This window comes from Burkholderia sp. HAN2018 (assembly GCF_024704855.1).
Taxonomy (GTDB): domain Bacteria; phylum Pseudomonadota; class Gammaproteobacteria; order Burkholderiales; family Burkholderiaceae; genus Burkholderia; species Burkholderia cepacia.
Map to the genome: position 1 here is coordinate 26,728 of NZ_QOBB01000032.1, position 24,150 is coordinate 50,877.

The following is a 24,150-nucleotide window of genomic DNA, read 5'->3' on the forward strand; positions in this document are numbered from 1 at the left end:
GAGACACGGGCGCACGCTTTCCCGCGTGCTAAAATTCGACGTTTGAGTCCACTAATTCGCTAAGCCGCCGAGGCTCGGGCGTCGGGGCGCGCAACACGCGCCGGGCGCCGGTGCTGCGACGCAGGATCCGATCCGATGACAACCGGTTTTCTCCAGAAAATTTTTGGCAGCCGCAACCAGCGGCTCGTCAAGCAATACCAAAAGACCGTCGCGACGATCAATGCGCTCGAAACGCAGATCGAGAAGCTGACGGACGACCAGTTGCGCGGCAAGACGGACGAATTCCGCCAGCGGGTCGCGGCCGGCGAGTCGCTCGACAAGCTGCTGCCCGAGGCGTTCGCGGTCTGTCGCGAGGCCAGCCGGCGCGTGCTGAAGATGCGGCACTTCGACGTGCAGATGATCGGCGGCATGGTGCTCCACTACGGCAAGATCGCGGAAATGCGCACCGGCGAGGGCAAGACGCTCGTCGCGACGCTGCCCGTGTACCTGAACGCGCTGGCCGGCCGCGGCGTGCACGTCGTGACCGTCAACGATTACCTCGCGCAGCGCGACGCCGAATGGATGGCGCGCCTCTACAACTTCCTCGGTCTGTCGGTCGGCATCAACCTGTCCGGCATGGAGCACGACCAGAAGCAGCAGGCTTACGCGGCGGACATCACGTACGGCACGAACAACGAGTTCGGCTTCGACTACCTGCGCGACAACATGGTCTACGAGACCGACGCGCGCGTGCAGCGGGCACTGAACTTCGCGGTCGTCGACGAAGTGGACTCGATCCTGATCGACGAAGCGCGCACGCCGCTGATCATTTCGGGCCAGGCCGAGGATCACACCGAGCTGTACGTGCGGATGAACGCACTGCCGCCGCTGCTCGAGCGCCAGATCGGCGAAGAGAAGGCCGACGGCACGGGTGTCGAGAAGCCGGGCGACTACACGCTCGACGAGAAGGCCCGCCAGGTGTTCCTGACGGAATCGGGCCACGAGAAGGCCGAGCGCCTGCTCGCCGAATGGGGCCTGATCGGCGAGGGCGAGAGCCTGTACGCGCCGCAGAACATCACGCTGATGCACCACGTGTACGCGGCGCTGCGCGCACACACGCTGTTCCACAAGGATCAGCACTACGTCGTGCAGAACGGCGAAGTGGTCATCGTCGACGAATTCACGGGCCGCCTGATGGCCGGCCGCCGCTGGTCCGACGGCCTGCACCAGGCGGTCGAGGCGAAGGAACACGTGAAGATCCAGAGCGAGAACCAGACGCTCGCGTCGATCACGTTCCAGAACTACTTCCGGATGTACGCGAAACTCGCGGGCATGACCGGTACCGCGGACACCGAAGCGTACGAATTCAACGAGATCTACGGCCTCGAGACGGTCGTGATCCCGACCAATCGCCCGCCGAAGCGAATCGACAAGCAGGACCAGATCTACAAGACGGCCAAGGAGCGCTACGACGCGGTGATCCGCGACATCCGCGAATGCTACGAGCGCGGCCAGCCGGTGCTGGTCGGCACGACGTCGATCGAGAACTCGGAACTGCTGTCGCACCTGCTGAAGCAGGCCGGGCTGCCGCATGAGGTGCTGAACGCGAAGCAGCACGAGCGCGAAGCGGCGATCGTCGCGGAAGCCGGCCGTCCGAAGCGCGTCACGATCGCGACCAACATGGCCGGCCGCGGTACCGACATCGTGCTCGGCGGCAATGCCGAGAAGCAGGCCGCGTTCATCGAGGCCGACGACGCGATCCCGGCCGACGAAAAGGCGCGCCGCATCCAGCAGTTGCACGACGAGTGGGAAACGCTGCACGAGCAGGTGAAGGCTGCTGGCGGCCTGCACATCATCGGCACCGAGCGCCACGAATCGCGCCGGATCGACAACCAGCTGCGCGGCCGTGCAGGCCGTCAGGGCGATCCGGGCTCGTCGCGCTTCTACCTGTCGCTCGACGATCCGCTGCTGCGCATCTTCGCGGGCGACCGCGTGCGTTCGATCATGGATCGCCTGAAGATGCCGGAAGGCGAGGCGATCGAGGCAGGCATCGTCACGCGCTCGATCGAGTCCGCGCAGCGCAAGGTCGAAGCGCGCAACTTCGACATCCGCAAGCAGCTGCTCGAATACGACGACGTGTCGAACGACCAGCGCAAGGTCATCTACCAGCAGCGCAACGAGCTGCTCGAAGCGCACGACATCACCGAGACGATCTCCGCGATGCGTCACGGCGTGATCGCCGAAGTCGTCCGCCAGTTCGTGCCGGAAGGCAGCATCGAGGAGCAGTGGGACGTGCCCGAGCTCGAGGAAGCGCTGCGCAACGACTGGCAGCTCGACCTCGCGATCCAGGAAATGGTGAACGAGTCGTCGTCGATTACGGCCGAGGAGATTCTCGACGCCGTGATGACGGCCGCCGACGAGCAGTACGAGGCGAAGGTCGCGATGGTCGGCCGCGAATCGTTCAGCGCATTCGAGCGTTCGGTGATGCTGCAGACGGTCGACCGCCTGTGGCGCGAGCACCTCGCGGCGCTCGACCATCTGCGCCAGGGCATCCACCTGCGCGGCTATGCGCAGAAGAACCCGAAGCAGGAATACAAGCGCGAAGCGTTCGAGCTGTTCGCCGCGATGCTCGAGGCGATCAAGCAGGAAGTCACGCGTGTCGTGATGAACGTGCAGATCCAGTCGCCGGAACAGCTCGAGGAAGCGGCCGAGCAGATCGAGGAGCGCGCAGGTCATCTCGAGAATGTCGAGTACCAGCACGCCGACTACGCGGAAGCCGGTGCGCCGGTGGCGAACGTCACGGCTGCCGCGGCGGCCACGGCGACGGCCGACATGGTCGGCAGCGCGATGACGCACAGCGGCCCCGGCGGTGAAATGCCGAAGGTCGGCCGCAACGACCCGTGCCCGTGCGGCAGCGGCAAGAAGTACAAGCAATGTCACGGGAAGCTGTCATGATCGACGGCGGCGCGCGTGACGCGCGCCGCTCGGTTCGCAGCTTCGAGCGCGTGATCTGAGTTGCGGCGGCCCGCGCATGCGGCCGCCGGTTCTTCCAATCGATGCCGGCGCACGCCGGCATTTTCCATCTGGCAGGTGTGCCCCATGGCTGTCAATTTTCCGTCGATCGATCCCGCCCAACTGCATCCCGTCGCCGGCGTCACGCTCGGCTGGGCGGAAGCGAACATCCGCAAGCCGAATCGCAAGGACGTGCTGGTCATCTCCGTCGACGAAGGCGCGACGGTCGCGGGCGTGTTCACCGAAAACCGCTTCTGCGCCGCGCCGGTCATCGTCTGCCGCGAGCATCTGGCGAAGGTGCGCGCGGGCGGTGCGGGCATTCGCGCGCTCGTCGTGAATACGGGCAATGCCAACGCCGGTACCGGCGAGCCGGGCCTTGCGAACGCGCGCGAAACCTGCACGGAACTTGCCCGCCTTGCGGGTATCGAGCCGGCGCAGGTGCTGCCGTTCTCGACCGGCGTGATCCTCGAGCCGCTGCCGATCGACCGCCTGAAGGCCGGGCTGCCGGCCGCGCTCGCGAACCGCAAGGCCGCGAACTGGTTCGACGCCGCGCAGGCGATCATGACGACCGATACGCTGCCGAAGGCCACGTCGCGCCAGGTGACGATCGACGGTCACACGGTCACGCTGACGGGCATCAGCAAGGGCGCCGGCATGATCAAGCCGAACATGGCGACGATGCTCGGCTTCCTCGCGTTCGACGCGAACGTCGCGCAGCCGGTGCTCGACACGCTCGTGAAGGAAGTGGCCGACCGCTCGTTCAACTGCATCACGATCGACGGCGACACGTCGACGAACGACTCGTTCATCCTGATCGCGTCGGGCAAGAGCACGCTGCCGGCGATTACGTCGACGGATTCGCCGGCCTATGCGGCGCTGCGCGATGCGGTGACGGAAGTTGCGCAGGTGCTGTCGCAGCTGATCGTGCGCGATGGCGAAGGTGCGACGAAATTCATGACGGTGCAGGTCGAAGGCGGCAAGAGCGTCGCGGAATGCCGCCAGATCGCTTACGCGATCGGCCATTCGCCGCTCGTGAAGACCGCCTTCTATGCATCCGACCCCAACCTCGGCCGGATTCTCGCGGCGATCGGCTATGCGGGCGTCGCGGATCTCGACGTCGGCAAGATCGACCTCTATCTCGACGATGTGCTCGTCGCGAAGGCGGGTGGCCGCAACCCGGCTTACCAGGAAGAGGACGGCCAGCGCGTGATGAAGCAGAGCGAAATCACGATCCGCGTGCTGCTTGGCCGCGGCGACGCACAGGCCACCATCTGGACGTGCGACCTGTCGCACGACTACGTGAGCATCAACGCGGATTACCGCTCCTGATCGGGAGTGCCTGAACGACATGGACAAGCTTGAACAGTTTCTGACGCGCGCGGAAGCGCTGCTCGGTCGTCTCGAGGGGATGTTGCCGCCCGCGCAGGCAGCGGTCGACTGGAATGCCGCACACGCGTTCCGCTGGCGCAAGCGCCAGGGGCGCGGTTATCTGCAGCCGGTGCCGGCCGTGTCGTCGATCACGCTCGACGACCTCCACAACATCGATCGCCAGAAAGGGCTGATCGACCAGAACACGCGGCAGTTCGTGCAGCAGAAGCCGGCGAACAACGTGCTGCTGACCGGCGCGCGCGGTACCGGCAAGTCGTCGCTGATCAAGGCGTGCCTGAACGCGTATGCGAAGGACGGGCTGCGTCTGATCGAAGTCGACAAGGACGACCTGCACGATCTCGGCGACATCGTCGACCTGATCTCGCAACGTCCCGAGCGCTTCATCGTGTTCTGCGACGACCTGTCGTTCGAGGAAGGCGAGTCGGGCTACAAGGCGCTGAAGGTGGCGCTCGATGGCTCGATCGCCGCGCAGTCGGACAACGTGCTGATCTACGCGACGTCGAACCGCCGCCATCTGCTGCCCGAGTACATGAGTGACAACGAGACGTACAAGCATCTCCCGGATGGCGAGATTCACCCCGGCGAAGTCGTCGAGGAGAAGATCTCGCTGTCGGAGCGCTTCGGTCTGTGGGTCAGCTTCTATCCGTTCAAGCAGGACGACTATCTCGACATCGTCGGGCACTGGCTGCGTCATTTCGGTTGCCCGGATGCGGAGATCGAGTCCGCACGCGGCGATGCGCTCGTGTGGGCGCTCGAGCGCGGCTCGCGGTCGGGGCGCGTCGCGTGGCAGTTTGCGCGTGACTGGTCGGGTCGCAAGGAGCAAGCATGAGCGCGGATCTCGCACAAGGCGCCGTGCGCGCGCCCGATGGCCGCAAGGTGACGGAAGTGGCGGTCGGCGTGATGGTGCAGCCTGGTGGCCGCTATCTGCTCGCGCAGCGGCTGCAAGGCAAACCGTACGAAGGCTACTGGGAATTTCCGGGCGGCAAGCTGGAGGCCGGCGAAAGCGTCGAGGACGCGCTTGCGCGCGAACTGCACGAGGAACTCGGCATCCAGGTCACGGCCAGCCATCGCTGGCACACGCTCGAGCACGATTATCCGCATGCCTATGTGCGGCTTTATTTCTGCAAGGTGACGGGCTGGACGGGCGAGCCGCACAGCAAGGAAGGGCAGGCGTTCGTATGGCAGCAACTGCCGGTCGAGGTCGCGCCGTTGCTGCCGGCCGCGCTGCCGGTACTTGAACTGCTCGAGAAGGAAGCCGCGTCGATCTGACGCCACGATGGCCTGCCGGAAAGGCGGGCCACATCACCGGCTGACGGTGCCGAGCGCCGCTCAGCTGTCGCGGCGGCCGTCCGTGCCGTCTTCTTCCGACGAGGGCCCCTCGTCGGAGGATCCCCCGATCCGGTACTTTTCCGCGGCCCAGGCGCCGAGGTCGAGCTGCTTGCAGCGGGCCGAGCAGAACGGACGGAACTGATTTTCGGGCGTCCAGCGCACTTCGGCGCCACACGACGGGCATTTCACAACGGTAGTCATACGAAAGCGATCCGGCACGCGGCCGTTACAGATTGCACAGTGTCAGATGGAACGGCACGTCGATGTCCACCGCACGCGGCCGCACATCGCCGTCCTGCGTGGTGAACCGTACCCACAGCATGTATTTGTTGGCGCTTGCCTCGGGAATGACGCGCAATTCCGGCGCCACGCGCACCTGCATCAACTGGTAGGTGCGGCCGGACAGCATCTGCTGGTAGCTGCCCTGCATCGCCATGACCTTCGACGCCTGGCCCGATTCGCGCGCGAGCCGCAGCACGATCGCAGCGGCATCGCGCAGCGGCAGCATCGGCAGGATCCATTTCGCGATGTCCTGGCGCCGCTGCTCGGCGGGCCATTGCTGCCATGCGTAGTACGACGGCAGGTCGAACTTGCACGTGCCGCCCGGAATCACCGCACGGCTGCGGATGCTGGCGAGCCACTCGTTGTCGACGAGGTGCTGCCCGGTCTTGCCCTGCATCTGCGCGAGATTCGCGAGCGTCTGCTCGATTTCGCCGAGCACGGCTTCGAGCGCGTTCTGCTCGATGCCCGGATTGCCGCGAAAGGGGGCGAGCGTCTGGCGTTGACGTTCGAGCTCCTTCATCAGATCCGATTTCAGGTCCGCGCGGCCCGTTACCTCGGCGATTTCGAACAGCGTCGTCAGCGCGACGTGGTGTTCACGCGGGTCCTCCTGAGCCAAAAAGAACGCGAAGCGCTCGAAGAGATCTTCGAGGCGCAACAGCGTGCGAATTCGCTCGTTGAACGGATACTCGTAAAGAATCAAGCGCGCTCGCCTCTTGGGTAGGGATTGAAACAATGCAGGACATTCTAATGCCCACGCTCTACCCTAGCAACGCGCCAATTTCGTACACCATCACGATCGAGCGCGAGGCTCAGTGCGCGGCGGCCGCGAACCCGAGATAGCGTTGGTGCAGTGCATCGACCTGCGCGGCGAGCGCATCGGGCGTCGTCGCGTCATTGACGATGACGTCGTCGGCCGCCGCGAGGCGGGCCTCGCGCGACGCCTGCCGCGCGATGATCGCCTCGACCTGTTCGCGCGTGAAGCCGTTGCGCCGCATCACGCGTGCGATCTGCGTTTCGACCGGACAGTCGACGACGAGCACGCGATCGCAGCGCGCCTTCCAGTTGCCGGATTCGACGAGCAGCGGCACGACGAACATCACGTATGGGCCCTGCGCTTCGCGCGCCTCACGATCGGTCTCCGCCCGGATCAGCGGGTGCGTGATCGCTTCGAGGCGCCGACGCGCGTCGTCGTCGCTGAAGATCAGTGCGCGCATCTGCGCGCGGTCGAGCGAGCCGTCGGCGGCAACGAAGTCGCGGCCGAATGCCTGTTCGATCGCGGGCATCGCGAGGCCGCCCGGCGCGGTGATGCGATGGGCGATCAGATCGGTATCGACCAGCGATGCGCCTCGGGCGGCGAACAGGTCGGCGACGGTTGTCTTGCCGCTGCCGATGCCGCCGGTGAGTCCAATTGCGAACATGTCAGCCTCCGAGCGCCGAATAGAAAGGGGTGCCGAAAAACAGCGTCGCGACACCGCCTGCCGCGAGGAACGGGCCGAACGGAATCGGCTCCTCGAAGCGCATGCGACCGCGCCAGGTCGCGACGAGCCCGACGACCGCGCCCGTCACCGCGGCGAACAGCACGACCTGCGGCAGTGCGGCCCAGCCCATCCATGCGCCGAGCGCGGCGAGCAGCTTCAGGTCGCCGAAACCGATGCCCTCGATGCCGCGCAGCCATTTGAACAGCCAGTAGACCGACCACAGGAACAGGTAGCCGGCCATGGCTCCGATCACGGCCGAACGCAGCGATGTGAACGTGCCGCCGAGGTTCAGCACGAGCCCGGCCCAGAGGAGCGGCAGCGTCATCGAGTCGGGCAGGTAGCCGGTCCGGATATCGATCGCGCTCATCGCGAGCAGCGCGGCGCACAGCGCGAACGCGGCGAGCGCGGCGACGGTCGGGCCGAATGCCGCGAGCGAGCCGGCGGCGAGCAGCGCGCACACAAGCTCGACGAGCGGATAACGGATGCCGATCGCGTGGCCGCAGCGTCGGCAGCGCCCGCGCAGGATCAGGTAGCTGACGAGCGGGATGTTTTCCCATGCGCGCAGCACGTGGCCGCAATGCGGGCAGGCGCTGCGCGGGTGCCACAGGTCGTAGCGCGGCGGGTAGCCGTCTTCGGGAGTGGCACTCGTGTTGCCGGTCGCTTCGTCGATCTCGGCCTGCCATGCGCGCTGCATCATCACGGGCAGCCGGTGCACGACCACGTTCAGGAAGCTGCCGACGCACAGGCCGATGATGACCGCGAACGCGTACTGCAGTGCGGCCGGCAGCATCGCCAGCGCGAGCAGCGTGCTCTCGGGCGAATCGGAAACGGCGGACAAGGGCGCGGGTGTCATGAGGCTCAAGGTTCGGACTAAAAGGCGACAGAATCGGTTGCGATGCTACACCACGTTGCCGAGCTGAAGGATGGGCAGGTACATCGCGATCACGAGGCCGCCGACGAGTGCGCCCAGTACGATCACGATCAGCGGTTCGCCGAGCGCGGCAAGCGTATCGAGATGCGCGTCGAGCTGGCGCTCGCACAGCGTGGCGATGTCGGCGAGCATCGTGTCGAGCGCACCGGTCTCCTCGGCGACGGCGATCGGTTGCACGACGTCGTCCGGAAAGCAGCCGGCCGACTGCATCGCGTCCGCGAGACGCGCGCCGCGCAGCACGTGGGCGGCGATGTGGGCGGTGGCGCGCTCGAACACGGGGTGGCCGGCCGTGCGTTCGAGCGTGGCGAAGGCGTCTGCGAGCGGCACGCCGGCGCCGAGCAGCGTCGCCAGCGATCGGCACCAGCGCGCGGCCGCGAACCGGCTCATCGCGCTCCCCGCGAGCGGGACGTGCAGCAGGCGCCGCGCGACGGCGTGGCGCAGCGGTGCCGATAGCCGTAGCGCGCGATGGGCGGCCAGCGCGGCTGCCGCCGTACCGGCAACCAGCACACCGCCCCACGCCGACAGTGCCGAGGACAACGCGAGCAGCGCACGAGTCGGTGCCGGCAGCGCGGCGCCGAAACCGTCGAAGATCTGGCGGAACGTCGGTACGACCCACACCATCAACGCGGCCGAAATTGCGAGCCCGAACAGGATGACGGCCGCCGGATAGGCAAGCGCGGCCCGCAGCTTGCGCCATTGCGCGTCGGCGCGCTCGCGGTGCTCCGCGACCCGTGTCAGCACGACGCCGAGCGAGCCTGACGCTTCGCCGACCTCGATCAGCTGGCGATACAGTGTGCCGAACTGCGCCGGATAGCGTGCGAGTGCATCGGCGAAGCGATGGCCGCCGACAATCTCGCGGGCGAGACCGGCGGCGATTCGCGGCAGGCCGTCGCGTGGCCGCGTGCGCGCGAGCATCTCGAGCGACGGCGCGAGCGGCAACCCGGCCTGCAGCAGGCTCGCGAGCTGGCGCGTGAAGCGCGTGACGTCCCGCGTGCCGGCCATTGGCGGCCGGGCCCGCCCGCGGATGTCGAGCGACAGGACTGCGATGCCGTCGCGCGCGAGTGCGGCGCGTGCACTCGCAGCGTCGAACGCGATGATGATCCCGCGGCGTGGTGTGCCGTCGCGATGGCGGCCGCGCCATCCGAAGCGGCTTTCGCGCGGCGTTGTGCGCATGCTCATGCAGCAGGTGTCGCGGCGATGGCTTCCGCGATGCTCGTCGTGCCGTCCTGGACACGCGCGAACGCCGCGTCGCGCAGACTGCGCACGCCTTCGGCCGCCGCGCATTGCGCGAGTTCGCCGACGCTCGCCCGGGCGACGATGCGTTCCGCCAGCCGGGGCGATACCGGCATCGTCTGATGCAGGCCGATACGGCCGCGATAGCCGATGCCGTGACAGGCCGAACAGCCTCGCGCGACGAACGGCCGCCATCCTGCGGCGAGCGCAACCGGGTCGCAGCCGGCTTCGCGCAATACGGGCACCGGTGCGTCCGAGTGCATGCGGCAGGCGGTGCACAGCCGCCGGACGAGGCGCTGCGCGGTGACGAGGTGCAGCGCGGCCGCGAGGTTGTACGGGGCGACCCCGATATCGAGCAGCCGCGCGACGGCGGCCGGCGCGTCGTTCGTGTGCAGCGTCGACAGCACGAGATGGCCGGTCTGCGCGGCCTTGATCGCGACGTCGGCCGTCTCCGCATCGCGAATCTCGCCGACCATGATGATGTCCGGATCCTGCCGCAGCAGCGCGCGCAGTGCCGTCGCGAACGTGAGCCCCGCCTTTTCGGCGACGCCGACCTGGCTGATGCCGTCGAGCTGGATCTCGGCGGGATCCTCCACCGTGCAGACGTTGTGCGCGTCGCGATCGAGCATCTGCAGCGCGCAATAGAGCGACAGCGTCTTGCCGCTGCCGGTCGGGCCCGTGACGAGCACGAGGCCATGCGGTGCGCGTATCGCGGCTTCCATCGCGGCCGCCTGTTGCGCGTCGAAGCCGAGACGGGCGAGCGTGAGGTCGGTCGGCAGGGTTTCGAGGCGCCGCAGCACGAGTTTTTCACCGAACAACGTCGGCAGCGAACTGACCCGGTAGTCGCCGCGAGTACCGCCGTCGATCGCGATACGCAGCCTGCCGTCCTGCGGGAGCCGCCGCTCGGCGATGTCCATGCGTGCGAGCACCTTGATCCGCGTGACGAGCGCGTCGCGCAGATGAAGAGGCGGCCGCGCATGTTCGTGCAGCACGCCGTCGATGCGCAGGCGGATGCGCCAGCCGGCTTCGAACGGTTCGACGTGGATGTCGGATGCGTCGCGCACGCGTGCTGCGTGAAGCGTGTCCGTCAGCAGCCGCACAGCCGGCGCGTCGTCGAGCTGGGCCGCGTCGAGCGCGCGCGGTGCGGTGACGGGCGACGCATCGGAATGAGCGGGCGGCGGCTGCGTGCGCAGCGGCGCCCCGGGAGGAGTGAAATGCATGTGAGCCGGCACGCTGGCCGCCAGTTGACCGTGACCAGCAGATGGTCGCGCGTCGCGGGCGGCGCCGGCAGTCGGCCGTTCGGCTAACGCGCGACGGCGCGTGCGATGCGCGAGCCGCGCGGCTTGAAGAGCTTGACGGTGCGCACGGCCTGATCGTCGCTGCGCATCACCTCGAGCATCACGTCGCCGATTTTCAGGCACACGTCGTCTTCCGGAATTTCCTCGAGGATTTCGAGGACCAGTCCGTTCAGCGTCTTCGGCCCGTCGGTCGGCAGCTTCAGGTGCAGCCAGCGATTCAGTTCGCGCAGCGGCATGCTCGCCGAGACGATGCATTCGCCGTTCTCGTCCCAGCCGCCCGCGCGTTCGCTGCGCGGCATCGATGTCGTGAATTCGCCGATCAGCTCCTCGATGATGTCTTCGGGCGTGACGAGCCCTTCGAGTTCGCCGTACTCGTTGACGACGAGCGCGGTCCGCTGCCGCGTTTCCTGGAAAAACTGGAGCTGCTGGACCACCGGCGTGCCCGACGGCACGTAGTACGGCTCGGCGAGCAGCGTGCGCAGCGTCTCGCGGTCGAACTCCTGGTTGTGCAGCGCGGTCAGCGTCTTGCGGACGTGCAGCACGCCGAGCACCTTGTCGATGTCACCTTCGTAGACGACAAGCCGGTTGTGATAGCAGGTTTCGAGCTGGTGCAGGACGTCGTCGAGCGGCGCGTAGAAGTTGAGCGACTCGATCTGGCGGCGCGGCACCATCACGTCGTCGACCGTGATGTTCTCGAGGTCGAACAGGTTGAGCAGGATGCTGCGGTGCTTGGTCGGCATGAAACTGCTCGACTCTAGGACGATGGCCCGCAGCTCGTCGGCCGACATCCGCTGGTCTCGGCCCTTCTTCGTGTTGATGCGCAGCACCCACAGCACGCCGTTCGCGAGCGCGTTGACGAACCAGACGACCGGCTTGAACACGCGCATCAGCGGCGCGATCACGAGGCTCGCGGGCAGTGCGATGCGTTCGGGGAACGTCGCGCCGACGATCTTCGGCGCGATTTCGGCGAACACGATGATCAGGAACGCGACGATGCCGGTCGCGATCGACAGCGCGAGATTGTTGCGGCCGAACGTATGGAGCGCGAGCGACGTCGTCAGGACCGGGATGATCGTGTTGAACAGGTTGTTGCCGATCAGGATCACGCTGAGCAGCAGGTCAGTACGCGTCAGCAGCCCCTGCGTGGTTTTCGCGCCGAGCGCGCCCTGGCCGGCGAGATGCTTCAGCCGATGGCGGTTGAGCGCCATCATCGCGGTCTCGGAAATGGAAAAGAAGCTGGAACAGAGGAGAAGCAGGAAGACGGCGCCGATTTGCGCCCATAAGGGAATTTGGTCCACGCGTTGGAAGGAGCAGTGAAGGACAGGGATGGAGGGAATATAGCAGAGGCCGGCGACCGTGATGTGTCGTGCGCGACACGAGGGGTCCGCGGCGGCCGGACGAAAAAAAACCGTGCACGTGGTGCACGGTTTTTTCAAAATCTGGTCGGGGTGAGAGGATTCGAACCTCCGGCCTCTACGTCCCGAACGTAGCGCTCTACCAGGCTAAGCTACACCCCGATTTGTACTCTTCCGATTTCGCCGTCTTCTTCAAGACCGCTGCGTCGTCAAGCAAGAACATAACTATAACGACGTTTCTTCAAGAAGGGAAGCCCTTGGAGAAAAAATTTTTTCGAGACGGGTGATTTTCCCGTGTCAAACGTGTGTCGCAGCCGTGGCGGCGACACACGACATGCAATCAGGACTGCCGCGACGTCGAGTAAGAGCACAGCGCGAGCAGGCTCTCCTTGTAGATCGAATCGGGGAATGCGGCGATCGCGGCCGCGGCCGCCTGCGCTTCCTGGCGCGCGCATTCGAGCGTGTGATCCAGTGCGCCCGAGCGCGTGATCGCTTCGAAAATCGTGTCGAAGCGATCGGTGCCGCCCTGTTCGATCGCCTCGCGTGCCAGCGCTGCCTGCTCGGGCGTGCCGCGCTCGATCAGATAGATGAGCGGCAGCGTCGGCTTGCCTTCGCGGAGGTCGTCGCCGGCATTCTTGCCCATTGCCTCGACGGTGCCCGCGTAGTCGAGCCAGTCGTCCATGATCTGGAATGCGGTGCCGATCCGGCGGCCGTATTCGGCGGCGGCGGCCTCGGTCGGCGCATCGGCGCCCGCGAGCACCGCGCCCAGGCGCGCCGATGCCTCGAACAGCTTGGCCGTCTTGTAGCGGATCACCTGCATGTAGCGCGTTTCGTCGACGTCCGCGTCGTGCATGTTGAGGAGCTGGAGCACCTCGCCTTCGGAAATGATCGTCGTCGCTTCGGACAGGATCTCCATCACGCGCATCTTGCCGACGCCGACCATCATTTCGAACGAGCGTGAATAGAGGTAGTCGCCTACCAGCACGCTCGCCGCGTTGCCGAACAGTGCATTGGCGGTCTGGCGGCCGCGGCGCAGCTCGGATTCGTCGACGACGTCGTCGTGCAGCAGCGTGGCCGTGTGGATGAACTCGACGACGGCGGCCAGCACGTGCCGCTGGTGCGACGTCTCGCCGAGTGCACCGGCGACGAGCAGCAGCAACGCCGGGCGCAGCCGCTTGCCGCCCGCGCCGATGATGTACTCGGCGATCTGGTTGATCAACAGTACGTCGGACGCGAGGCTTTGCCGGATAACGCGATTCACCTGCTCCATGTCGCTGGTGATCGGAGCGAGCAGGTGGGCGGCGCTGAGGGTGGGGGAGGCGGTGGACGACGACATGATGATGGAATTGGGTGATGCCGCGGATTATAAGTCGAATCCGAGATATCCCGGTCTGTCACACGTGCCGCAGCCGCGAATTTGGCCGTTCGGCCGAGGCCCGCGCGCGGCAATCGTCGATCGGTTTTGACTTCGGTGCTAACCCCATGTATAATCACGTGTTTTCCGCGCGTGGTGTGCGGAAAAATTGGATCCAGAGTGAGGTTCTCAATGTACGCGGTCATAAAAACCGGCGGCAAGCAGTACAAGGTTGCCGTTGGCGAAAAACTCAAAGTAGAACAGATACCGGCTGACATTGACGCTGAAATCACGCTCGACCAGGTTCTCGCAGTGGGCGAAGGCGAATCGATTAAGTTCGGTACGCCGCTGGTCAGTGGGGCTTCCGTCAAGGCCACCGTTGTGTCGCACGGTCGTCATGCCAAGGTCACCATCTTCAAGATGCGTCGCCGGAAGCACTACCAAAAGCACGGCGGCCACCGCCAGAACTACACTGAGCTGCGCATCGACGCGATCAACGCGTAAGCGCCTCGGTAAAGGAGCAATCAGATGGCACACAAAAAGGCAGGCGGCTCTTCCCGGAACGGCCGCGACTCCGAGTCGAAACGTCTCGGCGTGAAAGTGTACGGCGGCCAGGCAATCAATGCCGGCGGCATCATCGTGCGTCAGCGCGGTACGCGCATGCACGCAGGCGAGAACGTCGGCATGGGCAAGGATCACACCCTGTTCGCGCTGGTCGACGGTCACGTCAAGTTCGCGACGAAAGGCGCGGACAAGAAGCATCTGGTCATCGTCGTCCCGGCGGCTGCCTAATTCAGGCACCCACGGGCTTCGTAGCCGAAAGGCCCCGCAGTCTTCGCGGGGCCTTTTTTTATTTGGCCGCCGGGCGCATGCGCGTTCCGGCGACCGTTGCGCAACCGGCGTACGATCGGCCGAACGGCAGATTGTTCAAGCGTGCCGGCGCGCGGCACAATAGCGGAAATACTGGGCGGAGTGACGAATGAAGTTCATTGACGAAGCACGAATCGAAGTCATCGCCGGCGACGGAGGCGATGGCAGTGCGTCGATGCGCCGCGAGAAATTCGTCCCGTTCGGCGGGCCGGATGGCGGCGACGGCGGTCGGGGCGGTAGCGTGTACGCGATCGCCGACCGCAACATCAACACGCTGATCGACTACCGTTACGCGAAGAAGCATCTGGCGCGCAACGGCGAAAACGGGCGAGGCTCGGATTGCTACGGCAAGGGTGGCGACGACGTCACGCTGCGTATGCCGGTCGGCACGATCATCAGCGACATGGATACCGGCGAGCTGATTGCCGACCTGACCGAGCACGACCAGCAGGTGATGCTTGCGCAGGGCGGTGCCGGCGGGCTCGGCAACCTGCATTTCAAGTCGAGCACGAACCGCGCGCCGCGCCAGAAGACGGACGGCAAGCCCGGCGAGCGTCGCATGCTGAAGCTCGAGCTGAAGGTGCTCGCCGATGTCGGCCTGCTCGGCATGCCGAACGCAGGCAAGTCGACGTTCATCTCGTCGGTGTCGAATGCGCGGCCGAAGATCGCCGACTACCCGTTCACGACGCTTGCGCCGAATCTCGGCGTGGTGCGGGTCGGCCCGAGCAAGAGCTTCGTGATCGCCGACATTCCGGGGCTGATCGAGGGCGCCGCCGAAGGCGCGGGCCTCGGCCATCAGTTCTTGCGCCACCTGCAGCGCACCGGCGTGCTGCTGCATCTGGTCGATCTCGCGCCGTTCGACGAAAGCGTCGATCCGGTTGCCGAAGCGACGGCGATCGTCGGCGAGCTGCGCAAATACGACGAGGCGCTCTACGAGAAGCCGCGCTGGCTCGTGCTCAACAAGCTCGACATGGTGCCGGAAGACGAGCGCAAGGCGCGCGTCGCGGATTTCCTCGAGCGCTTCGAGTGGGACGGCCCGGTGTTCGAGATTTCGGCACTGACGGGCCAGGGCTGTGAAGCACTGTGCTACGCGATCTACGACTACCTCTCCGAACATTCGGACGCGCATCGCGCGGCGGAGGCGGAAGATCTCGCGGCGGACGTGCGTTTCCGCGACGCGCCGCCTGCGAAGGGCGAGGCTGCGCCGGGCGACGACGCCTGAGTGGTTCCGGAGCGCGCCGGGCGTGCCGCCCGGCGTCGGCGCTCAATCGCGCCCGGCCGGGCAGGCATCAGATACAGGAGACAGTGCAGGATGCGTTCGATCATCGCGGATTCGAAGCGATTGGTGGTGAAGGTGGGCTCCAGCCTCGTGACCAACGACGGCAAGGGGCTCGATCATGCTGCAATCGGCCGCTGGGCGGCCCAGATCGCCGCGCTGCGCGCCCAGGGCAAGGAAGTCGTGCTCGTCAGCTCGGGCGCGATTGCCGAAGGGATGCAGCGGCTCGGCTGGAGCAAGCGGCCGCGGGAAATCGACGAGTTGCAGGCGGCCGCCGCGGTCGGCCAGATGGGGCTTGCGCAGGTCTACGAGAGCCGCTTCACCGAGCACGACATCCGCACCGCGCAGATCCTGCTGACGCATGCCGACCTGGCGGACCGCGAGCGCTACCTGAATGCGCGATCGACGCTGCTGACGCTGTTGAGGCTCGGCGTCGTGCCGATCATCAACGAGAACGACACGGTCGTCACCGATGAAATCAAGTTCGGCGACAACGACACGCTCGGTGCGCTCGTTGCAAACCTGATCGAAGGCGATGCGCTGATCATCCTGACCGACCAGTCGGGGCTGTTTACGGCCGATCCGCGCAAGGATCCGAACGCGACGCTCGTCGCGGAAGCGAATGCGGGCGCGCCGGAACTCGAGGCGATGGCGGGCGGTGCGGGCTCGAGCCTTGGCCGCGGCGGGATGCTGACGAAGATCCTCGCGGCGAAGCGCGCGGCGCACAGCGGTGCAAATACGGTGATCGCGAGCGGCCGGGAGTCCGACGTGCTCGTGCGTCTGGCGGCCGGCGAGGCGATCGGCACGCAACTGATCGCACGTACCGCGCGGATGGCGGCGCGCAAGCAGTGGATGGCCGATCACCTGCAGGTGCGCGGCCATGTCGTGATCGATGCGGGCGCGGTCGAGAAACTGACGGCCGGTGGCAAGAGCCTGCTGCCGATCGGCGTGATCGACGTACAGGGTGCGTTCGCGCGCGGCGAAGTCATCGCGTGTGTCGGCCCCGACGGGCGCGAAGTGGCGCGAGGGCTCACGAACTACAGCAGCGCGGAGACGAAACTGATTCACCGCAAGCCGAGCGGCGAGATCGAATCCGTGCTCGGCTACATGCTGGAGCCCGAACTGATCCATCGCGACAATCTGGTGCTGGTGTGATCATTCGCCTTGCCGGTTCAGGCCGTCAAATGAAAAAGCCCGCGTGATGCGGGCTTTTTCATGCAGCGGGGCAGAAAGAGCGGCGGCGGGCGTCGCGCGCCATCAGCGCAACTGGCTCATCGCGGTACGGTGAAACCGGATGTTCTCCAGGATCTGCCGGGTCGAGCCTTGTGGCATCTTGTTCGCGCAGAAGTAATCCTGATACAGCGCCGAGTGGTAGGCATTCAGCTCGCCGTTCTCGATGCGCTGCCAATCGTTCTCGACCGTGCGATCCCAACCGTCGTGGTCCGAATTCAGGCCGGCATACTGGCGCCATTCGTAGGTGTCGCAGCGGATGCCCTCGTAGTTCACGTTGCGCGCGCCGGCCGGGCTCGTGACGACGACCGCGTAGCGCACGACGCCGTCGGTGCCGACCGCGAGCGACTTCGCATCGACGAAGAACTTGAGCGGCGTGTTCTGCGAGACGTTGAACGGCAGCAGGTCGCTCGCCTGCGGCAGCGGCGGCAGCGAGTCGACCGTGTTTTCCTTCCAGGTTCCCTGGCGGTCCAGCAGATACACGAACTCGCTGTCATCCTTGTTGGTCGGCGTCTTCGAATTCGCGCAACCTGCCAGCGTGGCCACCGCGGCAATCGATGCGAGCGCGAGAGCAATCGCTTTCAATATGCATTCCTCGTAAAAAAAGGGCGCGACACCAAGGTCGCGCCCGGTCATGCAGTTCGATTCGTCATTTGCCGACGATCACGCGGGGCGGCATCTCGTCGAGCGTGCTCGCTTCCACTTCGATCTCCGAACAGACTACCGATGCGTCGACAATCGTCAGCGTCTGCTGGGCCTGTGCGCCGATGACGCGCGGATAGCGCGACAGACGCGGCCCACGCGGCTTCTCGGCTCGCTGCGCCGGGCGGCGCAGGAAGCGCGACAGTTCCGTCAGCGCCAACTGATAGACATCCCGCTTGAACTCGATCACCGCATCGAGCGGCACCCAGTACTCGTTCCAGCGCCACGCATCGAACTCCGGGTGGTCGGTCGCGCGCAAGCAAATGTCGCAATCGCGTCCGACCATCCGCAGCAGGAACCAGATCTGCTTCTGGCCGCGGTAATGACCGCGTACTTCGCGTTTGATGAACTTGTCAGGCACCTCATAACGCAACCAGTCGCGAGTGCGGCCGATTATCTTGACGTGTTCCGGATGCAGGCCCGTTTCCTCGTGCAGTTCCCGGTACATCGCCTGCATGGGGGTCTCGCCGTACTTGATCCCACCTTGAGGAAACTGCCAGGAGTGCTCGCGGAGCCGCTTGCCCCAAAACACCTCGTTGCGCGCGTTCAAGAGGATGATGCCGACGTTCGGGCGAAAGCCTTCACGATCCAGCATACAACCACCTTCGAATCCTTTAAAATTGCTTTGATTATAAACAGATAACGGGCGCTGCGCACCGTAGCGGAGCGAATCCGCGCGGGGTACACCGGCTGAATTGTCCCTGATTAGTCTGCTACGTCGTCTGCGCCATCGTCGTCCATTGCTGTTCGCCGCGCGCAGCTTTTTCACCTTGAAACTTTTTCGGGCGCCCCGCCTGGGGGCGCCGTTTTTGGAACCGTCCGCATGAAAGCTTCCCGTTTCTTTATCGGCACCCTGAAAGAAGCACCCGCCGACGCAGAGATCGTCAGCCACAAGCTGATGGTGCGCGCCGGCATGATCCGTCGCGTCGCCGGCGGTATCTATAACTACCTGCCAGTCGGCCTGCGTTCGATTCGCAAGGTCGAGGCGATCGTGCGCGAGGAAATGAACCGGGCGGGCGCCATCGAGCTGCTGATGCCGGCCGTGCAACCAGCCGAACTGTGGCAGGAGTCGGGCCGCTGGGAACAGTACGGCCCCGAGCTGCTGCGCTTCAAGGACCGCAAGGACAACGACTTCGTGATCGGGCCGACGCACGAGGAAGTCATCACCGACATCGCGCGCAACCAGATCAAGAGTTACCGGCAGATGCCGGTGAACTTCTACCAGATCCAGACGAAGTTCCGCGACGAGATCCGTCCGCGCTTCGGCGTGATGCGCGGCCGCGAATTCATCATGAAGGACGCGTACTCGTTCGACAAGGATGCGGCCGGCCTGAACGAGTCGTATCGCAAGATGTACGACGCGTACGTGCGCATCTTCACGCGCCTCGGCCTCGAGTTCCGTGCGGTCGCGGCCGACAGCGGCTCGATCGGCGGCAACTTCTCGCACGAATTCCACGTGATCGCCGACACCGGTGAGGACGCGATCGCGTACTGCCCGACGTCCGAGTTCGCGGCGAACGTCGAAGCGGCCGAAGCGCTGCCGCTGAGCGCCGAACGCGCGGCGCCGGCCGAGGCGATGGCGAAGGTCGCGACGCCGGGCAAGGCGAAGTGCGAAGCCGTTGCCGAACTGCTGGCCATCCCGCTCGAGCGCACGATCAAGTCGATCGTGCTCGCGACCGACAACGAAGGCGCCGAGCCGACCATCTGGCTCGTGATGCTGCGCGGCGACCACGACCTGAACGAGATCAAGGTGTCGAAGCTGCCGGGCCTGAAGAACCACCGCTTCGCGACCGAGCAGGAAATCGTCGAGTGGTTCGGCACGCCGCCGGGCTATCTCGGCCCGGTCGGCACCAAGAAGCCGGTGAAGGTGATCGCCGATCGCACGGTCGCGAACATGAGCGACTTCGTCGTCGGCGCGAACGAGGTCGACTATCACATCGCCGGCGTGAACTGGGGCCGCGACCTGCCCGAGCCGGACGTCGCCGACGTGCGCAACGTGAAGAAGGGCGACCCGTCGCCGGACGGCAAGGGCGTGATCGACATTTGCCGCGGCATCGAGGTCGGCCACGTGTTCCAGCTCGGCACCAAGTATTCGGAAGCGATGGGCGCGACGTTCCTCGACGAGTCGGGCAAGCCGCAGCCGATGCTGATGGGCTGCTACGGCGTCGGCGTCACGCGTATTCTCGGCGCGGCGATCGAGCAGAACTTCGACGACCGCGGCATCATCTGGCCCGAATCGATCGCGCCGTTCGAAGTCGTGCTGTGCCCGATGGGCTATGACCGCAGCGACATGGTGCGCGAGACCGCCGACAAGCTGTACGCGGAACTCGCCGCGGCCGGCATCGACGTGATCCTCGACGATCGTGGCGAGCGCCCGGGCGTGATGTTCGCCGACTGGGAGCTGATCGGCGTGCCGCATCGTCTCGTGATCGGCGAGCGCGGCCTGAAGGAAGGCAAGATCGAGTACCAGGGCCGCCGCGACGCCGAAGCGACGCTGCTGCCGGCCGACGCGGCTGCGGCGACGGTCGCGGAGAAGATCCGCGCCGCGCTCGCGCGCTAAGCGCACCGACCGGGGAACGCGGTGGAATACACCTTCCTGTCGGCCACCGTGCTCCTGGTGCTGATCACCGATCCGCTCGGCAACATCCCGCTGTTCATTTCGGCCATGCGGGATGTGCCGCGCGAGCGGCGCGTGAAGCTGATCCTGCGTGAAGTGGGGATCGCGTTCGTGATCCTGCTGTTCTTCATGCTGGTCGGCGACCGCTTCCTGCGGATGATGAGCCTCACCGACCTGTCGTTGCGGCTCGGCGGCGGGATCGTGCTGTTCCTGATCGCGCTGCGGATGATCTTCCCGCATCCGGACGGCGCACTCGGCAACGATCCGCGCGCGGGCGGCGAGCCGTTCATCGTGCCGCTCGCGATTCCGGCGCTCGCCGGGCCGTCGGCGCTCGCGACGGTGATGCTGCTGACGTCGCAGGGGCCCGGCAAGATGCTCGAGTGGGTCGGCGCGCTGACGGTCACGATGATCGTCTGCGCGGTGACGCTGGTGCTGGCCGAGCGGATCCAGCAATGGATCGGCGAACGGACCGTCGCGGCGTTCGAGCGGTTGATGGGCCTCGTGCTCGTCGCGATTTCGGTCGAGATGATGCTGGGCGGCATCCGCGCATTCGTGCACCAGCTGTAGGCGGGGTGGCGCGTGCCCACAAAAAAGCGGCGCTCCGGGAAACCGGAGCGCCGCTTTCTATTTATATAGTGCGGAGCGGGGCGCTCAGACGTTCGTGGTCAGCGCGCGGATCGTCGGCAGGTTGCGCCAGTAGCCCTTCGCATCCATCCCGCAGCCGAACACGTAGCGATCCGGCACCGCGAAGCCGCAGAAGTCGGGGTGCAGCGGCTTCGCCTTCGCGAGTGTCTTCTCGCACAGCACCGCCGACATGAAGCGCTTCGCGCCCATGTCGAGGATGCGGTCGCGGATCGCGGCCATCGTCTCGCCTTCGTCGAGGATGTCGTCGAGCACGAGCACGATCCGGTCCTTCACCGATTCGCGCGGCGCGACGCGCCAGTGCATTTCCGGGCTGCCCTGCGTCGTGTTGCGGTAGCGGGTCAGGTGGATGTAGTCGAATTCGAGCGGGAAATCGAGATGCGGCAGCAGCATCCCGGTAAACACCGCGGCGCCGCCCATCACCGAGAGAACGAGCGGGAACGCATCGCCGATCTCGGCGCGGATCGCGTCGGCCATCCGGGAGATCGACGCATTGACGGCGTCGGCCGAGACGATCTCTTCGGAGTGGTTGAAAATGTGGAGGGCTTCTTCGCGGTTCATGTGTTCTGGCGGGCAGTCGGTATACAAATAAGAATGAAGCAGAACGGACGGCGCGCGCTACAGCAAAAACCCGCGCGCCGGCCGATGGGCGGAATCAGCGCATGCCGGGCATCATGCCCTTCAGGCCGCGCATCATCTTCTGCATGTTGCCGCCCTTCAGCTTCTTCATCATCGTACGCATCTGGTCGTACTGGTTCAGCATCCGGTTGACTTCCTGCACCGGCACACCCGCGCCGGCTGCAATGCGGCGCTTGCGCGTCGCCTTGATGATCTCGGGTTTCGCGCGCTCAGCGGGCGTCATCGAGCTGATGATGCCTTCCATCCGGCGGATCGACTTCTCGGCCTGGCCCATGTCGGCGCCGGCCGCCGCCTGCTGGAACTGCGCCGGAAGTTTATCCATCAGCGACGACAGGCCGCCCATGTTCTTCATCTGCGAGATCTGCGCGCGGAAATCGTTCAGGTCGAAGTCGCCGCCTTTCTTGACCTTGTCGGCGAGCTTCTGCGCGGCCTGCACGTCGACGCCGCGCTGCGCCTCTTCGACGAGGGCGAGGATGTCGCCCATGCCGAGGATCCGGTTTGCCATCCGGTCGGGGTGGAACACCTCGAGACCGTCGAGCTTCTCGGCCACGCCGACGAACTTGATCGGCTTGCCCGTGACGTGACGTACCGACAGCGCGGCGCCGCCGCGCGAATCGCCGTCGAGCTTGGTCAGCACGACGCCGGTGAGCGGCAGCGTGTCGTTGAATGCCTTCGCGGTGTTGACCGCGTCCTGGCCGAGCATCGCGTCGACCACGAACAGCGTTTCGGCCGGCTTCAGCGTGCCGTGCAGCGCGGCGATTTCCTGCATCATCGCCTCGTCGATACCGAGGCGGCCGGCCGTATCGACGATCAGCACGTCATGGTAGTGGCGCTTCGCCCAGTCGACGGCCGCGACCGCGATGTCGACGGGCTTCTGATCCGGCGTGGACGGGAAGAAGTCGGCGCCGACCTGTTCGCTCACCGTTTTCAGCTGCATGATTGCGGCCGGGCGATACACGTCGCACGACACGGTCAGCACCTTCTTCTTGTACTTCTCGCGCAGCAGCTTCGCGAGCTTGCCGGCGGTCGTGGTCTTGCCCGCGCCCTGCAGGCCGGCCATCAGGATCACCGCGGGCGGCGTGACCGCGAGGTTCAGCTCGGCGGCCTTGCCTTCGTAGTCGCCGCCGATCACGGCGGTCAGTTCTTTCTGGACCACGCCGACGAGCGCCTGACCCGGCGACAGGCTGCTGATCACTTCTTCGCCGAGCGCCTTTTCCTTGACCTTGGCGATGAATTCGCGGACGACCGGCAGCGAAACGTCGGCCTCCAGCAGCGCGAGACGCACCTCGCGGAGCATCTCCTGCGTGTTCGCCTCGGTAAGCCGGGCCTCGCCGCGCAGCGTCTTGACGACGCGCGCCATCCGTTGAGTGAGATTGTCGAGCATGGGGAGCGATGGACAGTGGGGCCCGAAGGCGCGGCGGAACCGAACAAAGGGAGCCGTCGCGGGAAGGGGGCCTAGTGTAAACTTCGAACATGGATATTGTACTGTATGCCCTCACCGCATTCCTGTACGGCGGCCTTGCCGTCGCAGGCTGGCGCACGCACCGCCAGGGCGCGACGCCGCTCGTCGCGAGCGTGCCGGCCGTGCCGGTTCCCGCGTCCGCCGCGTCCGGGATGAGCGGGGCCGGCCGCGCGCTGCTGTTCGCCGCGCTCGTCGCGCACGGCGTGCTGCTCCATACGACCATCTTCCCGCACGACGCGATGGTGTTCGGCTTCGCGTTTGCGCTGTCCGCGATGTTCTGGCTCGGCGCCGGCATCTACTGGATCGAGAGCTTCTTCTTCCCGCTCGACAGCCTGCGGCTGCTCGTGCTGCCGCTCGCGTGCGGTGCGTCGCTGCTGCCGCTCGTGTTCGGCGGCGTGCGGGTGCTTCCTTATGCCGCAGCGCCGCTGTTCAAGCTGCACTTCCTGATCGCGAACATCGCGTACGGGCTGTTCGCGATCGCCGCGCTGCACGCGATCCTGATGCTGATGGTCGAGCGGCGCCTGCAGTCGCTGAGGAGCGGCGGACGCGACGGCTCGACGGGCTGGATCGCGAGCTGGCTCGAGACGCTGCCGCCGCTGCTCACGCTCGAGAAGCTGCTGTTCCGCCTGATCGGCGCCGGCTTCGTGCTGCTCACGCTGACGCTCGCGTCGGGCATCCTGTTCAGCGAGCAGGTCGACGCGCGCGCGCTGCGGCTCGACCACAAGACCGTATTCGCGATCCTGTCGTGGCTGATGTTCGGCGGCCTGCTGGTCGCCCGCAAGACGTCGGGCTGGCGTGGCCGCGGTGCCGCGCGCTGGGTGCTCGTGTCGTTCGCCGCGCTGCTGCTCGCGTATGTCGGCAGCCGGTTCGTTTTCGAGGTGCTGCTGCACCGTTCCGTGGTTTGAACGCAGGTTTCCGATGCGACAGATTCTTCTCCTGATCCTTCTCTTCTTCGCGGGTTCGTGGCTCGCGCGCAAGCTGCGCCAGGCGCAGGAGCACGCGCAGGCGCGCACCGGCCGCGGCGCCGGTTACGACGGCGCGCCCGGCGCTGGTGGCCCCGGAGCTGCGCGGC

23 protein-coding genes, 1 tRNA gene and 1 pseudogene are annotated in these 24,150 nt (G+C 66.0%); 12 read left to right on the forward strand and 13 right to left on the reverse strand.

The genetic code is table 11. The features are described from left to right. Positions 1-135 precede the first annotated feature (135 nt). From secA to DPV74_RS10920, 4 genes are all read left to right on the forward strand, one after another. The gene (gene secA / locus DPV74_RS10905; protein WP_027788448.1) at positions 136-2,934 is read left to right on the forward strand and encodes a preprotein translocase subunit SecA; all 2,799 of its coding nucleotides are present in this window, start codon (positions 136-138) and stop codon (positions 2,932-2,934) included. Positions 2,935-3,078: 144 nt separating this feature from the next. Continuing rightward, a complete protein-coding gene (argJ, locus tag DPV74_RS10910; protein WP_027788447.1) occupies positions 3,079-4,320 on the forward strand; it encodes a bifunctional glutamate N-acetyltransferase/amino-acid acetyltransferase ArgJ in 1,242 nt (413 codons plus the stop codon). Between the two features lie 19 nt (positions 4,321-4,339). Further along, the gene (locus DPV74_RS10915) at positions 4,340-5,209 is read left to right on the forward strand and encodes an ATP-binding protein (RefSeq protein ID WP_021159904.1); all 870 of its coding nucleotides are present in this window, start codon (positions 4,340-4,342) and stop codon (positions 5,207-5,209) included. Continuing rightward, positions 5,206-5,649: an NUDIX domain-containing protein gene (locus DPV74_RS10920; protein ID WP_060359791.1), complete on the forward strand. Its 444-nt coding sequence runs from the start codon at positions 5,206-5,208 to the stop codon at positions 5,647-5,649. Before DPV74_RS10915 ends, DPV74_RS10920 begins: the two co-directional genes overlap by 4 nt. Positions 5,650-5,709: 60 nt before the next feature. Here DPV74_RS10920 and DPV74_RS10925 read toward each other — a convergent pair whose 3' ends face one another. The 9 genes from DPV74_RS10925 to DPV74_RS10965 all read right to left on the reverse strand — a co-directional run bounded on the left by DPV74_RS10925 (position 5,710) and on the right by DPV74_RS10965 (position 13,622). Next, positions 5,710-5,910, reverse strand: coding sequence for a DNA gyrase inhibitor YacG (locus DPV74_RS10925; protein WP_027788444.1), 201 nt, complete (start codon positions 5,908-5,910; stop codon positions 5,710-5,712). 25 nt (positions 5,911-5,935) lie between these two features. Further along, positions 5,936-6,691: a cell division protein ZapD gene (zapD, locus tag DPV74_RS10930; protein ID WP_027788443.1), complete on the reverse strand. Its 756-nt coding sequence runs from the start codon at positions 6,689-6,691 to the stop codon at positions 5,936-5,938. Between the two features lie 109 nt (positions 6,692-6,800). Further along, positions 6,801-7,409 carry a dephospho-CoA kinase gene (gene coaE / locus DPV74_RS10935; protein ID WP_027788442.1) on the reverse strand — a complete coding sequence of 203 codons (609 nt, stop codon included), beginning with the start codon at positions 7,407-7,409 and terminating at the stop codon, positions 6,801-6,803. A 1-nt stretch (position 7,410) separates the two neighbouring features. Further along, positions 7,411-8,322: an A24 family peptidase gene (locus tag DPV74_RS10940; RefSeq protein ID WP_059697884.1), complete on the reverse strand. Its 912-nt coding sequence runs from the start codon at positions 8,320-8,322 to the stop codon at positions 7,411-7,413. A 45-nt stretch (positions 8,323-8,367) separates the two neighbouring features. After that, a complete protein-coding gene (locus DPV74_RS10945) occupies positions 8,368-9,579 on the reverse strand; it encodes a type II secretion system F family protein (RefSeq protein ID WP_119337140.1) in 1,212 nt (403 codons plus the stop codon). After that, entirely contained in the window at positions 9,576-10,853 is a 1,278-nt protein-coding gene (locus tag DPV74_RS10950) for a GspE/PulE family protein (RefSeq protein ID WP_059697881.1), read from the reverse strand. The genes DPV74_RS10945 and DPV74_RS10950 overlap by 4 nt, the downstream gene beginning before the upstream one ends. An 83-nt stretch (positions 10,854-10,936) precedes the next feature. After that, positions 10,937-12,229 carry an HlyC/CorC family transporter gene (locus DPV74_RS10955; protein ID WP_119337141.1) on the reverse strand — a complete coding sequence of 431 codons (1,293 nt, stop codon included), beginning with the start codon at positions 12,227-12,229 and terminating at the stop codon, positions 10,937-10,939. Positions 12,230-12,371: 142 nt separating this feature from the next. Continuing rightward, positions 12,372-12,448: transfer RNA gene (locus DPV74_RS10960), tRNA-Pro, on the reverse strand. 178 nt (positions 12,449-12,626) lie between these two features. Further along, positions 12,627-13,622: a polyprenyl synthetase family protein gene (locus DPV74_RS10965; protein WP_059236288.1), complete on the reverse strand. Its 996-nt coding sequence runs from the start codon at positions 13,620-13,622 to the stop codon at positions 12,627-12,629. A 210-nt stretch (positions 13,623-13,832) separates the two neighbouring features. On the opposite strand from DPV74_RS10965, the gene rplU reads away from it, so the two are divergent. The 4 genes from rplU (at position 13,833) to proB (ending at position 16,941) form a co-directional block, all read left to right on the forward strand. Further along, positions 13,833-14,144 (forward strand): 50S ribosomal protein L21, encoded by a 312-nt coding sequence (gene rplU, locus DPV74_RS10970; RefSeq protein ID WP_006025184.1) that lies wholly within the window; start codon positions 13,833-13,835, stop codon positions 14,142-14,144. Positions 14,145-14,168: 24 nt separating this feature from the next. Continuing rightward, complete coding sequence (rpmA, locus tag DPV74_RS10975; RefSeq protein ID WP_006476999.1) at positions 14,169-14,432, forward strand: 50S ribosomal protein L27; 264 nt, start codon at positions 14,169-14,171, stop codon at positions 14,430-14,432. A 187-nt stretch (positions 14,433-14,619) separates the two neighbouring features. Next, positions 14,620-15,732: a GTPase ObgE gene (gene obgE, locus DPV74_RS10980; protein ID WP_042975354.1), complete on the forward strand. Its 1,113-nt coding sequence runs from the start codon at positions 14,620-14,622 to the stop codon at positions 15,730-15,732. Between the two features lie 90 nt (positions 15,733-15,822). Continuing rightward, positions 15,823-16,941, forward strand: coding sequence for a glutamate 5-kinase (proB, locus tag DPV74_RS10985; RefSeq protein ID WP_027788436.1), 1,119 nt, complete (start codon positions 15,823-15,825; stop codon positions 16,939-16,941). A 102-nt stretch (positions 16,942-17,043) separates the two neighbouring features. Here proB and DPV74_RS10990 read toward each other — a convergent pair whose 3' ends face one another. Both DPV74_RS10990 and DPV74_RS10995 read right to left on the reverse strand, forming a co-directional pair. Next, positions 17,044-17,652 carry a CNP1-like family protein gene (locus tag DPV74_RS10990; RefSeq protein ID WP_034195819.1) on the reverse strand — a complete coding sequence of 203 codons (609 nt, stop codon included), beginning with the start codon at positions 17,650-17,652 and terminating at the stop codon, positions 17,044-17,046. Between the two features lie 13 nt (positions 17,653-17,665). Then, positions 17,666-18,313, reverse strand: a complete 648-nt coding sequence (locus DPV74_RS10995; protein WP_027788434.1) for an RNA pyrophosphohydrolase — start codon at positions 18,311-18,313, stop codon at positions 17,666-17,668. Positions 18,314-18,541: 228 nt separating this feature from the next. On the opposite strand from DPV74_RS10995, the gene DPV74_RS11000 reads away from it, so the two are divergent. Further along, on the forward strand, positions 18,542-20,278 hold the full coding sequence (locus DPV74_RS11000; protein ID WP_027788433.1) for a proline--tRNA ligase: 1,737 nt from the start codon (positions 18,542-18,544) through the stop codon (positions 20,276-20,278). A gap of 21 nt (positions 20,279-20,299) precedes the next feature. Beyond that, on the forward strand, positions 20,300-20,902 hold the full coding sequence (locus DPV74_RS11005) for a MarC family protein (RefSeq protein ID WP_009688453.1): 603 nt from the start codon (positions 20,300-20,302) through the stop codon (positions 20,900-20,902). Positions 20,903-20,986: 84 nt separating this feature from the next. On the opposite strand, the gene DPV74_RS11010 is transcribed toward DPV74_RS11005, so the two are convergent. After that, positions 20,987-21,538 carry a hypoxanthine-guanine phosphoribosyltransferase gene (locus tag DPV74_RS11010; protein WP_021159891.1) on the reverse strand — a complete coding sequence of 184 codons (552 nt, stop codon included), beginning with the start codon at positions 21,536-21,538 and terminating at the stop codon, positions 20,987-20,989. A 94-nt stretch (positions 21,539-21,632) separates the two neighbouring features. Next, positions 21,633-23,000, reverse strand: a complete 1,368-nt coding sequence (gene ffh / locus DPV74_RS11015) for a signal recognition particle protein (protein ID WP_021159890.1) — start codon at positions 22,998-23,000, stop codon at positions 21,633-21,635. A gap of 89 nt (positions 23,001-23,089) precedes the next feature. On the opposite strand from ffh, the gene DPV74_RS11020 reads away from it, so the two are divergent. Then, the gene (locus DPV74_RS11020; RefSeq protein WP_027788432.1) at positions 23,090-23,983 is read left to right on the forward strand and encodes an inner membrane protein YpjD; all 894 of its coding nucleotides are present in this window, start codon (positions 23,090-23,092) and stop codon (positions 23,981-23,983) included. Between the two features lie 13 nt (positions 23,984-23,996). Further along, positions 23,997-24,150: pseudogene (locus tag DPV74_RS11025) on the forward strand (deaminase); the annotation flags it as partial.

Excerpts from the sequence above, each read along its gene's own strand:
- secA (WP_027788448.1), top strand. The coding sequence starts at position 136 with ATGACAACCGGTTTTCTCCAGAAAATTTTTGGCAGCCGCAACCAGCGG.
- argJ (WP_027788447.1), top strand. The coding sequence starts at position 3,079 with ATGGCTGTCAATTTTCCGTCGATCGATCCCGCCCAACTGCATCCCGTC.
- DPV74_RS10915 (WP_021159904.1), top strand. The coding sequence starts at position 4,340 with ATGGACAAGCTTGAACAGTTTCTGACGCGCGCGGAAGCGCTGCTCGGT.
- DPV74_RS10920 (WP_060359791.1), top strand. The coding sequence starts at position 5,206 with ATGAGCGCGGATCTCGCACAAGGCGCCGTGCGCGCGCCCGATGGCCGC.
- DPV74_RS10925 (WP_027788444.1), bottom strand. The coding sequence starts at position 5,910 with ATGACTACCGTTGTGAAATGCCCGTCGTGTGGCGCCGAAGTGCGCTGG.
- coaE (WP_027788442.1), bottom strand. The coding sequence starts at position 7,409 with ATGTTCGCAATTGGACTCACCGGCGGCATCGGCAGCGGCAAGACAACC.
- DPV74_RS10940 (WP_059697884.1), bottom strand. The coding sequence starts at position 8,322 with ATGACACCCGCGCCCTTGTCCGCCGTTTCCGATTCGCCCGAGAGCACG.
- DPV74_RS10945 (WP_119337140.1), bottom strand. The coding sequence starts at position 9,579 with ATGAGCATGCGCACAACGCCGCGCGAAAGCCGCTTCGGATGGCGCGGC.
- DPV74_RS10950 (WP_059697881.1), bottom strand. The coding sequence starts at position 10,853 with ATGCATTTCACTCCTCCCGGGGCGCCGCTGCGCACGCAGCCGCCGCCC.
- DPV74_RS10965 (WP_059236288.1), bottom strand. The coding sequence starts at position 13,622 with ATGTCGTCGTCCACCGCCTCCCCCACCCTCAGCGCCGCCCACCTGCTC.
- rplU (WP_006025184.1), top strand. The coding sequence starts at position 13,833 with ATGTACGCGGTCATAAAAACCGGCGGCAAGCAGTACAAGGTTGCCGTT.
- rpmA (WP_006476999.1), top strand. The coding sequence starts at position 14,169 with ATGGCACACAAAAAGGCAGGCGGCTCTTCCCGGAACGGCCGCGACTCC.
- obgE (WP_042975354.1), top strand. The coding sequence starts at position 14,620 with ATGAAGTTCATTGACGAAGCACGAATCGAAGTCATCGCCGGCGACGGA.
- proB (WP_027788436.1), top strand. The coding sequence starts at position 15,823 with ATGCGTTCGATCATCGCGGATTCGAAGCGATTGGTGGTGAAGGTGGGC.
- DPV74_RS10990 (WP_034195819.1), bottom strand. The coding sequence starts at position 17,652 with ATGACCGGGCGCGACCTTGGTGTCGCGCCCTTTTTTTACGAGGAATGC.
- DPV74_RS10995 (WP_027788434.1), bottom strand. The coding sequence starts at position 18,313 with ATGCTGGATCGTGAAGGCTTTCGCCCGAACGTCGGCATCATCCTCTTG.
- DPV74_RS11000 (WP_027788433.1), top strand. The coding sequence starts at position 18,542 with ATGAAAGCTTCCCGTTTCTTTATCGGCACCCTGAAAGAAGCACCCGCC.
- DPV74_RS11010 (WP_021159891.1), bottom strand. The coding sequence starts at position 21,538 with ATGAACCGCGAAGAAGCCCTCCACATTTTCAACCACTCCGAAGAGATC.
- ffh (WP_021159890.1), bottom strand. The coding sequence starts at position 23,000 with ATGCTCGACAATCTCACTCAACGGATGGCGCGCGTCGTCAAGACGCTG.
- DPV74_RS11020 (WP_027788432.1), top strand. The coding sequence starts at position 23,090 with ATGGATATTGTACTGTATGCCCTCACCGCATTCCTGTACGGCGGCCTT.